The sequence below is a fragment of the Streptomyces sp. GQFP genome (genome assembly GCF_021545335.1).
GTDB lineage: Bacteria > Actinomycetota > Actinomycetes > Streptomycetales > Streptomycetaceae > Streptomyces.
Map to the genome: position 1 here is coordinate 1712296 of NZ_CP089312.1, position 19545 is coordinate 1731840.

At 66.9% G+C, this 19545-nt stretch carries 17 protein-coding genes, 1 tRNA gene and 1 pseudogene; 8 read left to right on the top strand and 11 right to left on the bottom strand.

All coding sequences use genetic code 11. The features are described 5' to 3' along the window. Positions 1-83 precede the first annotated feature (83 nt). Entirely contained in the window at positions 84-2909 is a 2826-nt protein-coding gene (locus LUX31_RS07530) for a helix-turn-helix transcriptional regulator (RefSeq protein WP_235473996.1), read from the top strand. Positions 2910-3169: 260 nt separating this feature from the next. Further along, a complete protein-coding gene (locus LUX31_RS07535) occupies positions 3170-3961 on the top strand; it encodes a S1 family serine peptidase (RefSeq protein ID WP_235473997.1) in 792 nt (263 codons plus the stop codon). Between the two features lie 260 nt (positions 3962-4221). Here LUX31_RS07535 and LUX31_RS07540 read toward each other — a convergent pair whose 3' ends face one another. Next, positions 4222-5427, bottom strand: coding sequence for a winged helix DNA-binding domain-containing protein (locus LUX31_RS07540; RefSeq protein ID WP_235473998.1), 1206 nt, complete (start codon positions 5425-5427; stop codon positions 4222-4224). 178 nt (positions 5428-5605) lie between these two features. Between LUX31_RS07540 and LUX31_RS07545 the strand changes: the two genes are divergently transcribed. Both LUX31_RS07545 and LUX31_RS07550 read left to right on the top strand, forming a co-directional pair. Next, positions 5606-6769: a magnesium and cobalt transport protein CorA gene (locus tag LUX31_RS07545; protein WP_235473999.1), complete on the top strand. Its 1164-nt coding sequence runs from the start codon at positions 5606-5608 to the stop codon at positions 6767-6769. A 308-nt stretch (positions 6770-7077) separates the two neighbouring features. Then, positions 7078-7152, top strand: a tRNA-Arg gene (locus tag LUX31_RS07550). A 145-nt stretch (positions 7153-7297) separates the two neighbouring features. Here LUX31_RS07550 and LUX31_RS07555 read toward each other — a convergent pair. Together LUX31_RS07555 and LUX31_RS07560 are read right to left on the bottom strand one after the other, a co-directional pair. Further along, entirely contained in the window at positions 7298-8074 is a 777-nt protein-coding gene (locus tag LUX31_RS07555) for a hypothetical protein (RefSeq protein WP_235474000.1), read from the bottom strand. Then, positions 8071-8367 (bottom strand): hypothetical protein, encoded by a 297-nt coding sequence (locus LUX31_RS07560; RefSeq protein WP_235474001.1) that lies wholly within the window; start codon positions 8365-8367, stop codon positions 8071-8073. Before LUX31_RS07560 ends, LUX31_RS07555 begins: the two co-directional genes overlap by 4 nt. An 88-nt stretch (positions 8368-8455) precedes the next feature. Between LUX31_RS07560 and LUX31_RS07565 the strand changes: the two genes are divergently transcribed. Beyond that, positions 8456-8632: a zinc-binding dehydrogenase gene (locus tag LUX31_RS07565; protein ID WP_235474002.1), complete on the top strand. Its 177-nt coding sequence runs from the start codon at positions 8456-8458 to the stop codon at positions 8630-8632. 271 nt (positions 8633-8903) lie between these two features. Here LUX31_RS07565 and LUX31_RS07570 read toward each other — a convergent pair whose 3' ends face one another. The 3 genes from LUX31_RS07570 to LUX31_RS07580 all read right to left on the bottom strand — a co-directional run bounded on the left by LUX31_RS07570 (position 8904) and on the right by LUX31_RS07580 (position 12410). After that, positions 8904-9485: a Shedu immune nuclease family protein gene (locus LUX31_RS07570; RefSeq protein ID WP_235474003.1), complete on the bottom strand. Its 582-nt coding sequence runs from the start codon at positions 9483-9485 to the stop codon at positions 8904-8906. 12 nt (positions 9486-9497) lie between these two features. Continuing rightward, complete coding sequence (locus LUX31_RS07575) at positions 9498-10970, bottom strand: DUF4263 domain-containing protein (protein ID WP_235474004.1); 1473 nt, start codon at positions 10968-10970, stop codon at positions 9498-9500. Positions 10971-11315: 345 nt separating this feature from the next. Next, on the bottom strand, positions 11316-12410 hold the full coding sequence (locus LUX31_RS07580) for an IS630 family transposase (RefSeq protein WP_235474005.1): 1095 nt from the start codon (positions 12408-12410) through the stop codon (positions 11316-11318). Positions 12411-12585: 175 nt separating this feature from the next. Between LUX31_RS07580 and LUX31_RS07585 the strand changes: the two genes are divergently transcribed. Further along, positions 12586-13578, top strand: a complete 993-nt coding sequence (locus LUX31_RS07585) for an IS630 family transposase (protein ID WP_443046040.1) — start codon at positions 12586-12588, stop codon at positions 13576-13578. Positions 13579-13766: 188 nt separating this feature from the next. Here the strand turns inward: LUX31_RS07585 and LUX31_RS07590 are convergent, their stop codons facing one another. Then, positions 13767-13979 (bottom strand): hypothetical protein, encoded by a 213-nt coding sequence (locus LUX31_RS07590; RefSeq protein WP_235474006.1) that lies wholly within the window; start codon positions 13977-13979, stop codon positions 13767-13769. Then, positions 13976-15156, bottom strand: a protein-coding gene (locus tag LUX31_RS07595; protein ID WP_235474007.1) for an IS3 family transposase whose coding sequence is annotated in 2 segments (ribosomal slippage) — positions 13976-14892 and positions 14892-15156 — 1182 coding nt in all. Because the reading frame shifts where the segments join, the coding sequence is not laid out codon by codon here. The genes LUX31_RS07590 and LUX31_RS07595 overlap by 4 nt, the downstream gene beginning before the upstream one ends. A gap of 87 nt (positions 15157-15243) precedes the next feature. Here LUX31_RS07595 and LUX31_RS07600 point away from each other — a divergent pair. Beyond that, positions 15244-15789, top strand: a complete 546-nt coding sequence (locus LUX31_RS07600) for a hypothetical protein (RefSeq protein WP_235474008.1) — start codon at positions 15244-15246, stop codon at positions 15787-15789. 257 nt (positions 15790-16046) lie between these two features. Continuing rightward, positions 16047-16232: pseudogene (locus LUX31_RS07605) on the top strand (CorA family divalent cation transporter); the annotation flags it as partial. A gap of 100 nt (positions 16233-16332) precedes the next feature. Here LUX31_RS07605 and LUX31_RS07610 read toward each other — a convergent pair. The 3 genes from LUX31_RS07610 to LUX31_RS07620 are packed head-to-tail and all read right to left on the bottom strand — an operon-like array spanning position 16333 to position 19471. Further along, entirely contained in the window at positions 16333-17169 is an 837-nt protein-coding gene (locus LUX31_RS07610; RefSeq protein WP_235474009.1) for a carbohydrate ABC transporter permease, read from the bottom strand. Then, the gene (locus tag LUX31_RS07615; protein WP_328285724.1) at positions 17166-18107 is read right to left on the bottom strand and encodes a carbohydrate ABC transporter permease; all 942 of its coding nucleotides are present in this window, start codon (positions 18105-18107) and stop codon (positions 17166-17168) included. The genes LUX31_RS07610 and LUX31_RS07615 overlap by 4 nt, the downstream gene beginning before the upstream one ends. 56 nt (positions 18108-18163) lie before the next feature. Next, positions 18164-19471: an ABC transporter substrate-binding protein gene (locus LUX31_RS07620; RefSeq protein WP_235474011.1), complete on the bottom strand. Its 1308-nt coding sequence runs from the start codon at positions 19469-19471 to the stop codon at positions 18164-18166. Between the last annotated feature and the right edge of the window lie 74 nt (positions 19472-19545).

The following is a 19545-nucleotide window of genomic DNA, read 5'->3' on the forward strand; positions in this document are numbered from 1 at the left end:
TTATTCGGCTCACCACACCGCCGGTCCGAAATTCAAAGATCTGTTGCCTAATATTGGGGCCCACACGACACAGGAGGGGAGCGGTGACCGTGCGACGGGACTTCCAGGAGTCTGGCCGAAGCCGCTCCGACCTGCTCATAGGCCGGGACGAGGCACTCATCGGGGCCCGCGAGCAGCTTTCGCGCGGCGGCAGCGTACTGCTGCACGGACCCGCCGGAATAGGAAAGTCCACCGTCCTGCGGACATTGGCCGCGGAATACGGCGAATCGGCACGAACCGTGTTGCGCTGCTCCGCCACCGAGTCCGAATCGCATCTCCCCTTCCTCGCACTCGCCGACCTTCTCGGCCTCGCCCTCGACGAGGTGTCCGCCCAACTGCCCGTCGCCCAGCGTGTCGCCCTGGAGGCCGCGCTCACCGGCCGCGGCGAGTCCACGCTCCAGCGCGACGGCCTCGCGCTGCGGCTGGCCGTGCTGTCCGCACTGCGCGCGCTGGCCGCCAAGGGCCCCGTCCTCGTCGTCGCCGACGACCTCCAGTGGCTGGACACCGCCAGCACCGAACTGCTCGGCTTCGCCGCCCGCCGCCTGGGCGACGACCCCGTCCGCATGGTGTTCGCCGGCCGGTCGGACGGCCAGGAGTACGACCGCTATCTACGCGCGTCCACACCCGACACCCTCGCGGTCCGGGTCAACCCGCTGACCCACTCCCAGGTGGCCGCGCTCCTCGACCACCGGGGCTACGGCGGCCTCCCGCGTTCGACCGTGCGGGAGATCCACCGCACCAGCGCGGGCAATCCGCTGTACGCCCTCGAACTGGGCCGGGCCCTCGCCGAGAACCCCACTCCCCCGCGTCCGGGCGAGCCCCTGCCGGTGCCGACCTCGCTGCGCGCGCTGGTCCTCAGCCGCCTGGAGATGCTGTCGGACGACGCCCGCCGCACCCTCCTCGTGGTGAGCGCCGGCGCCCGTCCCACCCTGGCCCTGCTGCACGAGGCGGGCCGGGAGAACGCCGAGGCGGAGACCGCCCAGGCCGCCGCCCTCGGGCTGCTGGCCACCGAGCCCGAGGGTCCGGCCGTACGGTTCGCGCATCCCCTCGTCTCGGCCGCGCTGTACGCCGAGGCGAGCGCCCAGGAGCGCCGGGCCGCGCACGCCGCGCTGTCCACGGCCGCCTCCGACCCGATCGAGCGGGCCCGGCACCTCGCCCTGGCCACCGAGGGCACGGATCCGGAGGTGGCCGCCCGGCTCGCCGAGGCCGCCGCGCTGGCCCGGGACCGCGGGGCGCCGTCGGTGGCGGCCTCGCTCGGACAGCTCGCCGTCCGGCACACCCCGGCCGACAGCGTGCCGAGCCCGGACGAGCACCGGCTGCGAGCCGCCGAGGACGCGATCACCTCCGGTGACCTGGATCTCGCTCGGGACATCGCCCGCCAGGTGCTCGACGGGACGGCTGTGCCCGACGAGCGGGTGCGGGCCTGGATCATCGTGATCGACACGGCCGGCCACGCCATGACGGAGGTCGACTCCGTCTTCCCGCAGGCACTGGCCGACGCGGGCGACGACCCTCGGCTGCTCGCCCTGATCCACTACCAACTGGCCTGGCGGGCGGTGCTCGTGGAGGGCGACTTCGCCGAGTGCCGCGAGGAGGCGGCACGCGCGGCGGAGCTGGCCGCACGCGGCGGCGACCGCCACACGGAGCTGATGGCGCTCTCCTTCCAGGCGCAGACCGAGACCCTGATGGGCCACCCGGACGCGCCCGCGACCATCAAACGCGCGCTGAAGGAGCCCCAGGACCCGGAGGTGACGGTCCATCACAACGGCGTCGGTTCGGCCCGGTTCCGCTGGCTGATCATGAGCGACCAGCTGCCCGAGGCGCGGGCCACCATCACCACCCTGCTGCGCGAGGTGCGCCGGCGCGGATCGGTCGAGAGCGAGGTCCACTTCCTGCGCGGCCTCGCGGAGACCGAACTGCGCTGCGGGCACTGCGGCCGGGCGCTCGACCTGGCCCGGGAGAGCCTGCGGCTGGCCCGGGACACCGGTATCGGCGAGGTCGCCTCCGCGATGCTCGCCGCGCTGGCCGAGGCATCCGGCGGCGATGTCGACCGGGCGCTGGCGCTGGCCCGGGAGGCCGTCGAACACGCCGAGGAGAACGGCGACCTGATGTATCTGTCCCGGGCCCAAGCGGCCCTGGGATACGCCCGGTTGGTGGCCGGGGACGCACCGGGCGCGGTGCAGTCGCTGCGCCGGGCACGGGAGTTGGAGCACGATCTCGGCGTCGACGACCCGGCGCGCGGGCGCTGGCAGAGCGACCTCGCGGAGGCGCTCGTACAGGTCGGCGAGACCGACGAGGCGCAGGAGGTCATCGACGTGTCGCGGGCCCACGCGCTGCGGCTGGGGCGGGAGAGCGTGCTCGCGGTGCTCGACCGGGCCGAGGCGCTGGTGCGTGCCGTGCGCGGCGAACACGACGCGGCGCTCGCCCAGTTGACGTCCGCGCAGGACCGACTGGCCAAGCTGGGCTATGGACTTGAGGAGGCGCGCGCCGCGCTCTCCCTGGCCGAGCTGCGCACCGGCCCCCCGGGGCCGACACCTGCCCCGACGTCGTACGACGAGGCCGCACGGCTGTTCAGACGCTCCCGCGCGCTGCCCTGGCTGCGCCGGGTGGACGCGGCCACCGTGCCCAACCCCGCGCCGCAGCCCCTCGTACAGCAGCCGCAGGCCGCCGCCGCGCTCGACGGGCTCGCCGCGATGGAACGTCAGGTCGCGGCGCTCGTGATGGAGGGTGCGACCAACCGCGAGATCGCCGGACGCCTGTTCATCAGCGTCAAGACGGTCGAGGCGACGCTCACCCGGGTGTACCGGAAGCTGGGGATCCGGTCTCGGGTGGACATCGTCAGGCTGGCGGCGGGACGCCACACCAAGTAACGCACACATACCAGGTACGGCCGCTCCTGCGCGGGATCCATCCTTGCGCTCTCACCGTACCGCGCTGTCGACCCCGGACGACCGAGGGTTTTCCCTCCCCCAACTCCCCTAGGGGGTTCCCTCATTGGGGAGACTCTTATCCGACTCCTACCTTGTGGATGTGCCGCAACGCCGGGCACACGGGGCAGCACCACCGCCCCGTGCACCACCCCCCACACCCGCGCGTCCCCCCACCGGCAATTCCCCCAAGAGGAGAACCCATGTTCGGGCTCGCTCGCGCCAAGAAGGCCGCCGCCGTGCTGACGGCCATCGCCGCCGCCGCCACGACCGCGTTGATCGCCGCCCCCGGCGCCGTCGCCGCCCCCCAGCCCATCGTCGGCGGAACCACGACCACCGCCGCGACGTACCCCTACGTCATGCAGATCACGGACTCCTCGCAGAACCAGTTCTGCGGTGGCACCCTCGTCTCGGCCACCAAGGTCGTAACTGCCGCCCACTGTATGGTCGACGAGACCACGAGCAGCGTGAGAGTCGTCGGCGGCCGTACCTACCGCAACGGCACCAACGGCACCGTCAGCCGGGTCACCAACATCTGGATCCACCCGAGCTACGTCGACGCCACCGAGGGCGACGACGTGGCCGTGCTGACCCTCGCCACCTCGATGCCGTACACCACGGCGTCGTACGTCACCTCGTCCCAGACGGGCGTGTACGCGGCCGGCACCACGGCCCGCATCATCGGCTGGGGCACCACCTCCGCGGGCGGCAGCTCCTCCAACCAGCTGCGCACGGCGACGGTCCCGACCGTCTCCAACGCCAGCTGCACCAGCTCGTACGGCTCCAGCTACATCGCGAGCGACATGGTCTGCGCCGGATACACCTCCGGCGGCGTCGACACCTGCCAGGGCGACAGCGGCGGCCCGCTGATGATCGGCGGCGTCCTGGCAGGCATCACTTCCTGGGGCGAGGGCTGCGCGGAAGCCGGCTACCCCGGGGTCTACACCCGGCTGACCACCTTCTCCAGCCTGGTGGCGACGCAGGTCGCGTCGTAACCAGTAGCGGTACAGCCACCACAGTCTCCTGAGCACCCCTCAGGTGAATGCCAGGGGGCGTTGCGGACCGGCCACGAGCGGTCCGCAGCGCCCCCTATCCACGTTTCCGGTCCGCTTCTCCGGTCCATGTCTCGGGTTCACGTCTCGGGTTCACGTCTCGGGTTCACGTCTCGGGTTCACGTCTCCGGCTCACGTCTCGGGTTCACGTCTCCGGCTCACGTCTCGGGTTCACGTCTCCGGCTCACGTCTCCGGTTCACTCTCATCCTCGTACGACGGTGCCGAACCGGATGTCGTACGCCGTCCCCGCGTGCAGCGTCCCGAGCATCCACTCGCCTTCCTCAACTACCGCTGCCTGTACGCCCTTTGTGAGCTTGCCGAACGGCTCGACCGTGAGCGTGCCGTCTGCGAGCCGCCACAGGCCCGCGACGAGTCCGTCGACGAGCAGGACGCAGTGCGCCTGATTGCCCGTCCAGGTACGGCCCTTGAGGTCGGTGGGGACGAGACGGGTGCGGTCGGCGTGCGAGAGGAGCAGGTTGTCGAACTCGGGCAGGAAACGCGGCGGGGCCGGGGTGTCCGGGTCGGGGCGGGGAGCGTCGGGGAGGTCGAACAGCTCGGTGCCGTGCTCGTCCCGGAAGGTGAGCAGCTGCGGGCGCAGGCGTTCGAAGGCGTCGCGGAGCCGGGTGAGGCCGGCCCAGGTCTGCATGTCCTTGACGGAGGCGGGGCCGAAGGCGGCGAGGTAGCGGAGCACGGTCGCGTCGGTCGTCGATGCCTGGTCGGGGTCCGGTTCGGCCCGGCGGCCGAGCCAGTGCTCGGCGGTGGTGAGGGCGACCTGGCCGCTGCGGCCCCACAGGCCGCGTGGGGTGACCTGGACGAGCGGGAGCCGGCAGCGGGCGGCGACGCTCAGGGACTGCGGGTCGGCGTCGGGCCATTCGACGAGGAGTGCCTCGCGCAGCTGCTTCATCGTGCGCGGCTCGGTCTCGACGAGGTCGCGGGCAAGGACGGTGAGCCGGTCGAGGTCGACGCCCACAAGTCCCTTGCGGAAGTAGGTGAGTTCGCGGTCCCGGGCGGGCTGGACGAGCGGTCGCAGGGTGAGGCAGTCGTCGGCGGTGTGGGTGTGGATGGTCGAGCGCATGGTGACGATCCGGACGGCCTCGTGCTCGGCCATCAGCCGGGAAAGTTCCTCGGGGTCGAAGCCGTCGAGGCGGGCGGCGAGCGCGTAGTACGGGGGCTTCACGTTCTGCGCCTGAAGACCGAGGAGGTGCGTGAGGGCGTCCTTGGCGGACATAAGCGACCTGGTGAGGAGCAGCTGCCGGGCGAGGGTGGCGCGGTTGAGGGCGCGGGGGCCGAGGACGGGAGGCGAGGTGGCCGGGGCCGATGCGGGGCTCGCCGTGGTGCCGCCGCCGGTGTCGGTGTCGCTGCCGGTTGTCGAGGGCGTCGTCTTCGTCGTCTTCGTCGTCTTCCGCATGTTCCGCACGCTAGCCCCGCTTGCGGACAGCTTCGGTCCGCGATCCTTGCCGAATGCGGACCGGACGCTTGCCCGACCTCAGGGGTCGAAGTCATTTGACCCGTATATCCTGCTCCGTGATCGACTCAGCCGCACCTGAACGCATGTTCGAGCACCGTCGAGACGGGAGCCAGCCGCGATGTCCGAGCGACGTGCCCGCCAAGCCTCGAAGAACGGACGGAAGCCGGCCTGGCGACGCGCCCTGACGCCACCCTCCGCACCGCCCACGAAGCCCGCCGCCCCCCGGACCGACGCACCACCCCCGGAACCGACCGAACCGACCGACAGCATCGTGCACGCGGCCCTCTACCGCGACGGGGTACGCGTCTCGACGCCCAGCACCCTCGCGGAGACCTTCCGCGAGCTGCGCGACGAGCCTGACGGCATGGCGTGGATCGGCCTGGCCCGCCCCACGGAGGCCGAACTCCTCTCCCTGGCAGACGAGTTCGACCTGCACCCGCTCGCCGTCGAGGACGCGATGGAGGCACATCAGCGCCCGAAGCTGGAGCGGTACGGCGACACGCTCTTCGTCGTCCTGAGCGCCGCCCGCTATCTGGACGCGGCCGAGGAGGTCGACTTCGGCGAGCTGCACGTGTTCGTCGGCGCCGACTTCCTGATCACGGTCCGCCATGGCGCGGCCCCGGACCTGTCGGCAGTACGCCGCCGCATGGAGGAGACCCCGGAGCTGCTGAAACTGGGCCCGGAGGCGGTGCTGTACGCGATCCTGGACGCGGTGGTCGACGGCTACGCACCGGTCGTCGAGGGCGTCCAGAACGACATCGACGAGATCGAGACGGAGGTCTTCCGGGGCGACCCGGAGGTCTCCCGCCGTATCTACGAACTCTCCCGCGAGATGGTCGAGTTCCAGCGCGCGACCCGCCCCCTGGTCGGCATGCTGCACAGCCTGATGGCGGGCTTCGCGAAGTACGGCACGGACGAGGAACTCCAGCGCTACCTGAGGGACGTGGCCGACCACGTCACCCACACCAGCGAACGCGTCGACGGCTTCCGCCAGGCCCTGACGGACATCCTGACCGTCAACTCCACCCTGGTGACCCAGCAACAGAACGCGGAGATGCGGGCGTTGGCGGAGGCGGGGTTCGAACAGAACGAGGAGATCAAGAAGATCTCGTCGTGGGCGGCGATTCTGTTCGCCCCGACGCTCGTAGGGACCATCTACGGCATGAACTTCGAGGACATGCCGGAGTTGGGCTGGAGCTTCGGGTATCCCTTCGCGATCGGTCTAATGGGGGTGGTTTGCGTGAGCTTGTACGTGATTTTCAAGCGGCGGGACTGGCTCTAGGGTTGAGCATTCCTCCTCACGGAGCTTGCGCTGTTTGCTCTCGCACCTTCCGAGAGTGGGGCTCTGACGAGCTCTGGGGAGTCCCTGGGGAGAAGTGATGCGGGTGATCTCCTCTCCCTAAAAAACTGGCAGCCCACGCGACGCCGCCGACCCTGCGACACATCACAGACAGTGACAGCCCTGCGGCACCCAGACGCTCCGAAACGCTGAATCTGCCGTGGCGACCCGATGATCCCAGAACGGACGCAAGCCTTGTTCACCGCGAGGAGGTCCGACGTGAGGGAGGCCAGCAACTCGCCACAGGCCGCGCCGTGCTTCCGAACGGGCAACACGGCATGCGCCTTCTAAGCGCTTGGCCGCAGGTTCGAGTCCTGCCGGGGGCGTACATACCCTCTCCCCTACGGAAACGCGTGAGGGGTTCTTTGATGTCCGGATGCACATCGCAGTGAGGACAAGCGCCTCGACTGTCCAAGATCGTGGACACATACCCCGACATCGGGGATACGGTTCGAACTGACGGATGCCTGGCTACCGCTCCTCATCCAGCACCTGGGCAGCCGCGCGCGGGTCCATGAGGTTGGACCACGCCTGTTCGGCCGGGAGCAGGTCCCGCTCGGGCAGGGCGTACTCCGGATACCAGCCGTCAGCCTCGCAGCCGGGGACGTTGCGCAGGATTAGCACGGTCAGGTTCGGCGGTACGGAGCCGGTGATCCGGACGGCGAGGTAGGTCTCGTGGCCGTCGTCCGCACGCACCTGGAGACCGAGGGCGAAGGTATCGAACTCGCATGTGTGTTCGCGCCCGTCGCGCAGCGTGGCGTGCGCCAGGTCCAGCAGAGTCGCCCGCAGGCGGCGCACGAAGCGGATACCGGCCTCGGCACGGTATCGGACGTGGTCCTCGCGTGCGGGCAGGAGGTGAGCAGTGTACGTCGCGGTCTTCAACCCATCGGAATGTTCCGCGTTGTAGCGAGCCCGGGCGGCACGGCCGTCGGCCTCCAGGGCTGCATAGAAGTCATCGCCCGAGCCGTCCTCGCGCCGGCCCGCCGCGACCAGCCACGGCATGTCGGCGTCCAGCCATACCGCGCCGCGCCACCGCTGCACCTTGACCTTGAACAACACATGGTCATCCACGGACCGAATGCGTTCGTGCTTGCCGTCCTCCTCCGCGAACTGCTCGGACACCTTGGCCAGCACCGGGTGGTCGGCCTCGTCCAGCGGCGCCGTGACCGGCGGCACCGCGAGGCCCAGATCCTCGCGCAGACAGCGCAGCGTCGGGCGTGCTGGGCGCAGCGGGCCTGGTCCGCTCATTCCTCGATTCCTCCGACCGCGTCGATCTCCTCCGCGGTCAGCCCGGTCAGCAGCATCACATCCGATTTCAGCGAGCCATCCAGCACACTGAGCGCCTCCACCATCCCGGACCGCAGATCCTCACGGCGCTGTTCCAGATACACCCGGACCGCCTCGGCCACCAGGTCCTTCTTCGTCAGCCCCAGGAAATGAGCGCCCTGACTGATCAATTTGTCCGTCGCCGGGTCCACCTTCAGCGGGGACTGGCGCACCGGCTTCGCCGCCATCGTCATCATCAACACCTCCACAGCCATAGTACCTAAATACCTCACGCCGTAGTTGATTCCGGCGTCACTGCTGCCGATCGCCCTGACTCCGGCCGAGGGCACGCGCCTTCGGTAGATGCGGCGGCGCGAAGAAGGCTCAGCGGCGTGCTCGGCAAGCCGGCTGGCCCAGCCTGCCAATCGCGGGGAACCGGAGGGGCCGATCGCCCGCACCTACCCGCTGGAGCACGTACGGGACGCGTTCCGCAGGCTGGAACGGCAGCACACGCACGGCAAGCTCGTGCTCCGACCGTAGCTCCGGCTATCCGAGACGCCTCTTGAACAGGCACCCCCGGAACACCCCGACCGTCACGGACTCCCCCTCATATGGCCGCCAACGGTGCTCGCCGTGACCATTGTCGGCCACGGGGGACGACACGGGCAAAGCGTCCCGGAATCGATAGCAAGCGCCTTGATGGTTTCGTTCGTGGGCGACCTGCGAGCAGGCAGGTGAGCACATCGCTTGGGTCCACACCCCCTCTAAGCGCCTGATCCATCCAGTTGCGACCAGGTTCTCTTCTTGGTCGTCAGCGGTCCTCCACGATGAAGCAAGCCCGTTCGTAGAGCTCGTCGAACGTGATGACTTCAACGTCTTGGATAGATCGCCTGTACTGCTCAAAGGAAGTGATCTTCTCCGGGTTCGTCGCGCTGCGGTCGGTGAACTCGGTGAGGCTTCCGATCACCAGCACCTGTCGGGGGCGGGCGGTCGAGATTTCGATGTCTGTCGGGGCGCCGTCGTTCCGGTAGAGCCTGTGCAGTTCGCCGGTGACCAGTCGTAGTGCCTTGTGGGCAGTCTTCTGTACCTGCGCTACGGCGCCGACGACGTCCTTGGAGACCTGGTAGACGTCCGGGGCCCGGTACAGCGCGCTGGCCAGCAGCGGTGTCCGGTGGGTTTTGATCTCGCAGAGCAGCAGGCTGCTGATGAAGCCCTTGGAACGCATGACGGCGTCACTGCGCTTTCCTGCCCCTGTGAAGATGTTGGCGCCAGTCGTGATGCGCTCCAGTTTGCCGTCGTCGAGGGGTTCACAGGCGACGAGGTTGAGGCCGTACCCGAAGATCCACGGATTCTCCTCGAAGAAGCCCTGCCAGACCGCTTCCGGCCCTGCCACCCGGCCACGCTCCTACTCGAAGAACTCCGGGTCTGTCAACAGCCTCTTGAACCGCTGGAGTTGCAACTTGCGGTTGCTGATTCGCCGAATGTCCTCTTCCGTGAGGGCACCGCCGATAGCGGTCCTGACGGCTTCGAGGAGCGTCGTCCGGTCTTGGTCGGCGAGCAGCCGAGCCAACTCGGCCTCACCGTCGATGGCCGACCGTCGCCTGCCCCCAGGGATGTTGTCCAGCCCAACGCAGTTCTGGATGAAACAGATGACCTTCCAGAAGTTCTCGTGGACGTCATTGGTGTCGACGAGCGCCTTGATGATCTGAGTGGATTCGGTACCTGGTATCGCCTCCATGGCCACTGTCCTCGCGGCCTTGGTCTTGTCCTTCTTCCACAGTTTGATTCTGGGCGAGAGGGCGCCGTCCCTGTTGATGAGGGTGACGTTGCACAGAGTTGCCACCAGTGGCCGGTCATCGAGTAGAAAATCGGTGATCATTCGGTCCGTGCGGGTGTCGTAGAAATAGGAGAACCCGCGGCCGCGGATCTCAAGGTCGGCGAAGTCCTGCCGCGCAACGTCGAACTCTGTGGACGGAAAGTCGATTCGGAAGCGTCGAGCCACCGAGAGATCGAGCTCAGGCTCGGCGGTCTGGTTCCTCCAGTCCGGCGGAACGGCCAAGGACGGCCCGATGTCACCATCGACCACGAGGGACTGAACGTCTTCGCGCTGGAGCCAGGTGAGCACGGTTCCCAGTCGCTGCCAGATCGCGTCGGTAACCGCTGTTGTGAACTCCGGCAGAAGAGCGCGATCCACCGTAAGCACAGCCTCGTACGTGGCGGCCGTCCATCCGTCACCGGGCATGGGGTGGTAGAAGCGGCCGTCACACCGCAGCGTGAGGACAGCCGAGCGGAGCAGGTCGCGGGCGACCTCCTCGCCGTCGCGGTCAAGGAGGCTGTAGGTCTGCCCTAGAACGAGGTCGAGTTTGGCGGTGTCGTCGTCACCGACAGGCAATGAGATCAGCGGGCCGGTGGCCTGAGTGGGGACCGGCGTGTAAAGCGGCCGGCCCGACAGGAACTCGAATGGGCGGAGAGTCCAACCATCAGGCCCGAGGCGGCGGTTCAGCTCCTCGACGCGCTTGGATGACTCGTCGACGTCGGACTGTACTTCTGGATGAACGAGCCGCGCCAGAAAGGCAAGAAGCACCTCATCGGGGCCATCGCCGAGCCGGAAGCGCGGGTCCTCGAAGACCCAGTCGTCGCCCCAGTCCAATGGGTTGTTGATCCGGTGCTGGACGATGTCGCCACGCGCCGTCGTAAACCGGGAATCCGTAGACGCCAACCGGTCCAGGTCGTACAAGCCGACCAGAAAGTCGATCTCGTCGAGCCGTCCCCACCAGGGGCCGCCCTCACCGCGCAGGTAGTCAAAGATGTCGCTTCGCGTCACCGCCGTGATCCTCTGCACACTGTGCGGTGCTGGGGAGGCGTCGGACTCAGTCATGCGCCCAGGATGGACGTGCATCGGCGCACCCGACGGGCCATTGGGCCTCTTGGGCCTCTTGACTTCGGCGGGTGAGGTCGTCGTCAGGGCTCCGACGTGGCGAGGCCTGTCAGGCCACGCAAGTCCTTCACAATTCCTGAGGACGCCGACGGCGAAGTGTCCACCGTCCCAAAGAGACTTGCACTCGGAGACCGGCGCCCCGTCGCCTCAGGGCTGATGTCAACCCCGGGCCTCCGTACGGCATGCCACGCTGACCTGGCCAGCGCATGGCAACGACTCAGAAGTTTGTCAAGTCCACTCGAGGTGATGGCTGTTGCGGCCTAGTGTCTCGTGATCCTGTTTGCATCACTTTGAGTTGTTCGCGACGAGCTTCTTGATGTTGGTCTGGACGAGTCGGACCTTCGCCAGGATCTCGCCGGCTGTCGCGGTCCAAGTGAAGGGCCTGGCCTCGGAGTTCCAGGAGTCGATGTAGTTGCGGATCTGCGTGATCAGGACGTTGACGCTGGCGAAGGTGCCGCGGCGGATCGACTGCCTGGTCAGCATTCCGAACCAGGTCTCGATCTGATTGATCCAGGAAGACCCGACGGGGGTGAAGTGAAAGTGGACGTGGGAGTTCTTGGCCAGCCATGCCTTCACTTCCGGCGTGGTGTGGGTGGAGAGGTTGTCCAGGACGACATGGATCTCCTTTCCCGCATGCGGCTTCACCGCCTTCTTCAGAAAGGCCAGGAAGTTCTTGCCGTTCCGGCTCGGCTTGCACTCGCCGATGACTTCGCCGGTGGCGACGTTGAGGGCGGCGAACAGGTTCGTGGTGCCGTGCCGCACGTAGTCGTGGGTGCGCTTCTCGGTGGCCGCGAAGGCGACCGGCAGGACCGGCTGAGTGCGGTCCAGCGCCTGGATCTGCGTCTTCTCGTCGATCGAGAGCACGACCGCGCCACCGGGCGGAGCGAGGTAGAGCCCGACCACATCGGCGACTTTCTCCGCGAACGCGGGGTCCTTGGAAATCTTGAAGGTGCCGCTGCGATGCGGCTTGAGTCGCTCCTCGCGCCAGATCCGCGCGATGTAGTGCCAAGACACGGTGATGTTCTCGGTCCGCTTCAGGTACTTCGCCAACTCGCGCGTCGACCAGTGCGACAGCCCGGTGCCGGCCGGTGGTGTCATACGCGTCAGCGCAATCACCCGCGCCCGTACCCGTGCCGGCACTTGGTCCCGGGCTCCACCGGGGCGATTGCCTTCCAGCCCGGCCAGCCCGCCCCGGGCATAACGGGTCTTCCAGCGGTCCACGGTCGGCAGCGACACCCCGAGCAACTCGGCAATGTCCTTGCGCCGCCGTCCCTCACTCGACCACAGCACGATCCGGGCCCGCGTCGCCAAATCCGCGGGCACATCACGACAATTCGCCAACTCCCGCAACTCGGCGGCCTGTTCCAGGGAAAGCTCCATACCAGCACCAACGAGACACGCAAGATCGCGTAACGCGAACGGAATCACGAGACACTAGTGTCGCGTGTTTGAAGTAGGTTTACGTTTGTAGTTTCGGGACAATGGAGCTGTGTATCTGGCCGCTGCGTTGCAGCTCCGTGAGGGTGACCGGTCGCGCCTGGAGGCGTTGACGCGGATGTCGACGGCCCCGGCGGGGTTGGTGCAGCGGGCGCGGATCCTGCTGCTGGCGGCGGAAGGTGTGCCCAACACGGACATTGCCGTCCGGTTGGGGACGTCGCGTCCGACCGTGCTGAAGTGGCGTGGCCGCTACGAGGAGTCGGGCATCGAGTCGCTGGGCGACCTGCCGCGCCCGGGCCGGCCCGGGACGGTGGACGAAGTTGCCGTGCTGGTGTCCACGCTGGCTGAGGACGGCAGGCCGCCGGCGCACCTGGCGGTCACGCACTGGTCGTCGCGGCTGCTTGGGAAGGAGCTGGGGCTGGCCTACTCCACCATCGCCAAGATCTGGCGCAAGTGGGGCATCCAGCCTCATCGGGTGGAGACGTTCAAGTTCTCCACCGACCCCGCGCTGGAGCCGAAGATCCGTGACATCGTCGGTCTCTACCTGGCGCCGCCGGAGAAGGCGGTCGTGGTCTGCGTGGATGAGAAGACGCAGATACAGGCGCTGGACCGCACCGCCCCGATCCTGCCGCTGCGGCCGGGCCTGCCGGAACGGCAGACCCATGACTACAAGCGCAACGGGACCACCTCTCTGTTCGCCGCCCTGGAAGTCGCCACCGGAAGGATCAGCGCCGACGCGTGCTTCGAGCGGCACACCAACGCCGAGTTCCTGGCCTTCCTCAAGCAGGTCGCCAAGGCCCACCCACGCGTGAAACTGCACGTCGTGGTCGACAACTACGCCACCCACAAGCACGCCAACGTAAAAGCGTGGCTGGCGAAGAACCCGCGGGTGACCCTGCACTTCACGCCCACCTCCTGCTCGTGGCTCAACCTCGTCGAGGTCTTCTTCGGGATCATCACCCGCCAGGCCATACGACGCGGCACCTTCGAGTCCGTCCCCGACCTCAAGGCCGCCATCCGCGCCTTCATCGACGGCTACAACACCCGCTGCGAACCCTTCACCTGGACCAAAACCGCCGACCAGATCCTCGACAAGATCAAACGTAAATAGACTTCAAACACGCAACACTAGCTTCGAGGAGCAGATCTCAACTGGTTCGAAGGGCAGGCACCGTGAAGAGTCAGGGCAAGGCGCGAGGTGCAAGCGGCAAGCCGTCGGAACCGGTGCGCAGGGAGGTATGGGTGCGCAGTGGGGGCAGGTGCGCACTCTGCAACGCCTACCTGCTGGAGGGTTCGATGTCATGGCGGACGCTGAATCTCGGTGAGCTGGCTCATATCGTCGGACGCGGCAACAGCGTCCGCTCTCCACGGGGTGAACATCCCCTGGACCGCGCGCAGAGGGAGAACGCCGACAATCTGATGCTGTTGTGCGCCGATCAGCACGGTGAGGTCGATGCGGCAGGCGTGAGGGGCCTCGCGTTTTCCGGACAGGTGTCTGACCGTCTGTTTCACGCGGTAATTCGCAACTTCTCGTATTCGGCGTGGACTTCGCGCGGAGGGCGGTAACCCACTGCCGAGTGGAGGCGTTTGCGATTGTACCAGAATTCGATGTAGCGAGTGATGTCCTGCCGGGCGGCCTCGCGGGTCAGGTAAGTCACCCTTGATGCACGCTCGTTCTTCAGGGCGCCGAAGAATGATTCGGCCATGGCATTGTCGAAACAGATCCCGGTGCGGCCGGAAGATCTGCGGAGTCCGTACCGGTCGAGCGTCTTCCCGAACTCGGCTGACATGTAGTTGCTTCCGCGGTCGGAGTGAAATATCGCGCCGGCCGAGAGGTTCCTGTTGCGTGCCGCGTTGTGGATCGCCCTGGATATCAGTGGGGTTTGGTAGTGGTCGTCCATTGCGTAACCGATGACTTCCTTCGTGCAGCAGTCGATGACCGTTGCGAGGTACAGCCAGCCTTCCCCGGTCGAGATGTAGGTGATGTCGCCGACGAGTTTTTCGCCGGGCGCATCCGCGGTGAAGTTGCGCCCGACGAGGTCCGGCACCTGGCCGGCCGCGGCCTTGGTGAGGCTGAACCTCTTCGGCTGCGGCTGGCAGGGCTCAAGGCCCAGCTCGCGCATGAGCCGGCGGACGAGCTCCAGTCCCGCGGTGACGCCCCAGCGGTGCAGCTGGGCCTGGATGCGCCGGTGTCCGTAGGTGCCGTCGGACATGTCGAAGGCTTTCTCGACGAGCAGTTTCAATTCTTCGCGCCGCTGGGTCGTCGCGGATTCCGGGCGGGATCGCCAGTCGTAGTAGCCGGATCTAGATACGCCGAGTCGGCCGCACATGAACTCGACGCTGTATGCGTACTCCTCGGTGTCGAGCCGCATCTCGTCGATGAACTCGTACTTGCTTGCTACCGGGGATCCTTCGCGAAGTACGCTGCGGCTTTTTTCAGGAAGGTAACTTCCATCTCCAGCTCGCGGTTGCGTCGTTCGAGTTCCTTCAGGCGCGCCCGCTCGGTTACCGTCAGTTCGGCGTCGGGAGCCGGTTCCTGCTGCTTCTGGTGCTTCTTGACCCAGCCGCGTAGTGTCTCCGGGTTCAGCTCAAGCTCCCGGGCGACTTCGGAGATCGTCTTGCTTGACCTCAACGCGATCTGGACGGCTTCCTCGCGGAACTCCGGCGAGTACTTACTGGGTGGCGCCACTTCTTCCTCGTTTCCTGTTCAGGACAACCCTATTGGGTCCCCGTCCGGAAACTTCGTGGCCCCTCAGGCGGGCTGGATCTGTTCACGGTGGAGAAGCTGCGCCGAGTCAAGCAGGAACATGAGGACCGGATTCGGCATGTGACGGGTCTCGGTTCGGACCGTGCAACCACGGTGGTGCGGATGGTGGGTTCGGTCCACGGAAATCATGTGGAGTTGTCCCGGCAGACCGCTGCTGCTGCTGCGGTCATCGCCGGGGACCGATATCCGCTGTTCCTGGAGTCCTACGCGCGCCATGGCCTCGAAATCGACCTACGTGGTGTGCCCGGCGAATCGCCAGCCGCCCCCTGCGCGGCGTCACGAGCTACTGCCATTCGTGCGTACTACCGCATGGCGACCCAGTTGGTCGACGACGTGATCGAGCGGCAGCTACGACCTGGCATCACACGCGATGCCGTGCGGCATGGGAGCGTATTCGGCTTTGCACGCCTGCCGATGCTGGTGCATCTGGGTTCCCGGCAAACGGGTGATCGATCACGCCACGCCCTTGCCGCTCGGCTCACACGAGGCCCGAGCTTCCCTCTCCGTTGCTCCGGCCTTCATTGCGCGCGTTCCTCTAGACGCCGCGGCCAGTGAAGCCGCCGCAGGGCCGACGGCGACGGGGTGTGACCGGTACGCCTGGTGGTCCGGTGTCGCGACTCCGGCGACACGGGTTCCAACACGAGCCCGCGCCATGGGGAGAATCCGGGGAGTATGGGCAACGCTGGGGAGCGCATGGGGAGAATCGACTGCGCAACGGGACACGAGTACGAAAGGCCGAGAAAGACGCATCAGGCCAGGCCAGGGCCCCGTACAGCACCATCACCGCAGGTCAGCGCCCCCAGGTAGGCAACGTCAAGAAGATCTCGTCGTGGGCGGCCATTCTGTTCGCTCCGACGCTCGTCGGGACGATCTACGGCATGAACTTCGAGGACATGCCGGAGTTGGGCTGGAGCTTCGGGTATCCCTTCGCGATCGGTCTGATGGGGGTCGTCTGCGTCAGTCTGTACCTGATCTTCAAGCGGCGGGACTGGCTCTAGAGGCCGTCCGCACCTCCGCCCCCGTCACCGCCGGGGAGTGCGAGACGGCGGCCGTCCAAATATCTGGACCCCTACTGGCCGCTCAACCCATGAGTGCTCGTCACCCCTTCACCGCGCCGGAAGTGAGTCCCTGGACGATGTAACGGCTGGCGAAGGCGAAGAGCAGCATCGTGGGTGCGATCGTGAGGACCGCCGCCGCCGACATCGAGCCCCAGTCGATGTTGAAGCTGGAGATGAAGCCGTTCAGCGCCGTGGGGACGGTCTTGTTGGCGTCGCTGTTCATCAGGGTTACCGAAAGGAACAGCTCGTTCCAGCAGTTGACGAAGTTGAAGATGAACGCCGCGATGATGCCGGGCTGCATGACCGGCAGCAGCACCCGGAAGAGTGCCCCGAGCCGTGAGCAGCCGTCGATCATCGCGGCCTCCTCCAGCGCGTCCGGCACGTTCTCGAAGAAGCCGCGGAGCATCACCGTGCAGAAGGGGATGCAGACCGCGACGTAGACGAGGGTCAACCCGAGCCGGTTGTCCACGAGTTGGAGTTCCGTCATCAGCATGTACAGCGGCCCGAGCGCGATGAAGGACGGGATCATCTGGGTGACCAGGGCCGCCATCAGGAGCGCGGTCTTGCTCCGGAACTCGAAGCGCGCAAGGACGTACGCCGACAGGAGGGAGATGACGGTCGCCACCACGCCGGCGACCGTGGCGATGACCAGGCTGTTGGTGAGGTAGACGCCGAACTGTGCCTTGCTGAACAGGCCGGTGTAGTTGGCGAGCGAGAAGTGCTCGGGCCAGTAGGCGATCGAGGGGCTGAAGATCGTCCCGGGGCTCTTGAGCGAGGTGATGGTGATCCAGTACAGCGGGAAGACCGTGACGATCAGCCAGCCCGTCAGGAACGTGACGCGTACGGCGCGTCCGGCGGTGGACTCCTTGTTGATCATGACGTCTTTCCGTTCCGCTCCCGGGTGGCCGTGAGGTAGAAGACCGAGAAGACCATCAGCATGGCGACGACGATCAGCCCGACCGCCGAGGCCTTCCCGTAGTCGCCCTGCTGGGTGATGGAGATCATCCACGTGGTCACGATGTGCGTCTCGTTGGACGGGCCGCCGCCGGTCATGCCGAAGATGATGTCGGGGAAGTTGAAGATCCAGATGACCCTGAGCAGGACCGTCAGCGCCAGCGTCGCGCGGATGGAGGGGATGGTGATCTGGAAGAGGGTACGGACCTTTCCGGCGCCGTCGAGCGCGGCGGCCTCGTAGATCTCGTCGGGGATCGACTGCAGCGCGGCCAGGATCATGATGGTGAAGAAGGTGACCCCGTACCAGATGTTGGCGATGACGACGGCGGTCATCGCGGTCTTCGGGTCGGCCAGCCACGGGATCGGGGTGTCGATCAAGTGGGCTTTTTCCAGCAGGTCGTTGACGACTCCGAACTCGCTGTTGAACATCCAGCGGAACAGGATGCCGATGAGGAACCCGGAGATCGCCCACGGGAAGAAGATCAGCGCCTGGTAGAGCCCGCGGAAGCGGAACTTGCGGCGCAGCCACAGGGCGATGGCGAACCCGATGACGAACTGGGGCACGATCGAACCGACCACCCAGACAGCGGTGTTGTCCAGGACGGTGTAGAAGACCGGGTCGTCCAGGATGCCCTTGAAGTTCTTGAGGCCGACCCAGGAGGTGTCGGTGAGGTCGTTCAAGTTCCAGTTGCGGAAGGCCATTTGACCGCCCGCGATCATGGGGTAGTAGACGAACACCGCGACGAACAGGGCGGCCGGCGCCATGAACGCCGCGATGCTCAGGCCCCGGCGGCCGGTGAAGACCGGCCGACGCGGGCGCGGGGGCGCAGGCGCCGAGGTCTTCGCGGGTGGCGGGGCCACCTGCCGGGGCCCCGCGTCGGTGGTTGAGGGATTCACGTCCGGCCTTCCCGCCAGCCCTACTGGCTCTTCCACTTCTCGGTCCAGTAGGTGTCCCAGCCGGCCAGGAGCTCCTTGGGCGTCATCTTGCCCAGCAGCACCTTCTGGATCTCGGAGTCCGACTTCTGGATCCACTCGGTCCACCAGGAGGAGTTACGGGGCTGGGTGACCGTGATGTACGTGTCCGGGTTCTCGGTCATCTTCACGTAGCTCGCCCAGGCGCCCGTCTTGTAGAACGTGTCGGCGGCGGAGCTCTTGAGGATGGGAACGAGGCTGTTCTTCTTGTCGAAGGTGGTGGCCGCGTCGCCCTCGGAGAGGAACTTGACCAGCTTGACCGCCTCCGCCTTGTGCGTGCTGCCGGACGCGATGCCCCAGCCCGCGGTCGCCACCGGCTGAACGGCCTTGCCGCTGGGGCCGGTCAGCAGCGGGGCCGTATTCCATTGCTTCGTGGTGATCGACTTCGACTCGGCCACCGTGGCGATCACTTCGGGGTCCTGGAGGAGGAAGGCCGTCGAGCCGTTGGAGAAACCCTCGACCATCTCCGGGTAGCCCCAGGCGACGGACGACGGCGGCGACGCCTTCTTGAAGAGCTTGAAGTACGTCTCCAGAGCGGTGAGCGCCTCCGGCGCGGAGAAGATCGTCTTGCCGTCGGTCAGCTTGAAGCCGTTGTCACGGTCGATCCTGTCGGCGACGTACGCCTCAATGACCGCGACCGCGTTGCTGTTCGCGTTCGTTCCGCCTCGGAAGGCATAGCCGTACCGGCGCTTGTCGGGGTCCTGGATGGCGGTGGCCTGCTCCAGCAGGTCGTCCCAGCTCGCGGGCGGGGCGCTGTAGCCGGCCTCGGAGACCAGGTCGGTGCGGTAGTAGAGGCTGAGGCCGTAGAAGCCGTACGGGATGTAGTACGTCCGGCTCTTGGCGTCCTTCGAGTACTTGACAGCGTTGTCGGTCAGCGCGTCCCAGCCGCTCCAGCCCTTGAGGGGCTTGCTCATGTCGTAGAGCCAGCCGTTGGTCGACCACGGCCCGGCCGTGATGTCCCGGACCTCCATGGTGTCGATGCCGCTGCCGGACTGGAGCATCTGCTGGATCTTCTGGTCCGCCTGTTCGGTGGGCGGGGAGATCAGATCGACCTTGATCTTGGGGTTCTGCTTCTCGAACTGGCCGATGAGGGTCTTCAGTACGGCCGTACGGGCCGGGTTGGTGAGGCTCTCGACCATGTGGAGCGTGACGGTTCCGTCGCTCGCGCCGGAGCCGCCGCCGACGGCACAGCCCGACACCGTCAACGCGGTGGCGAGCCCGAGGGCGACCGCTGCTGCCTTTCTGCTGCTCAACACTGTGCTCTCCCAGTTCCGGGGGGGTCTGCGATGGATCTGATGGATCTGATGGATCTGATGGATCTGATGGA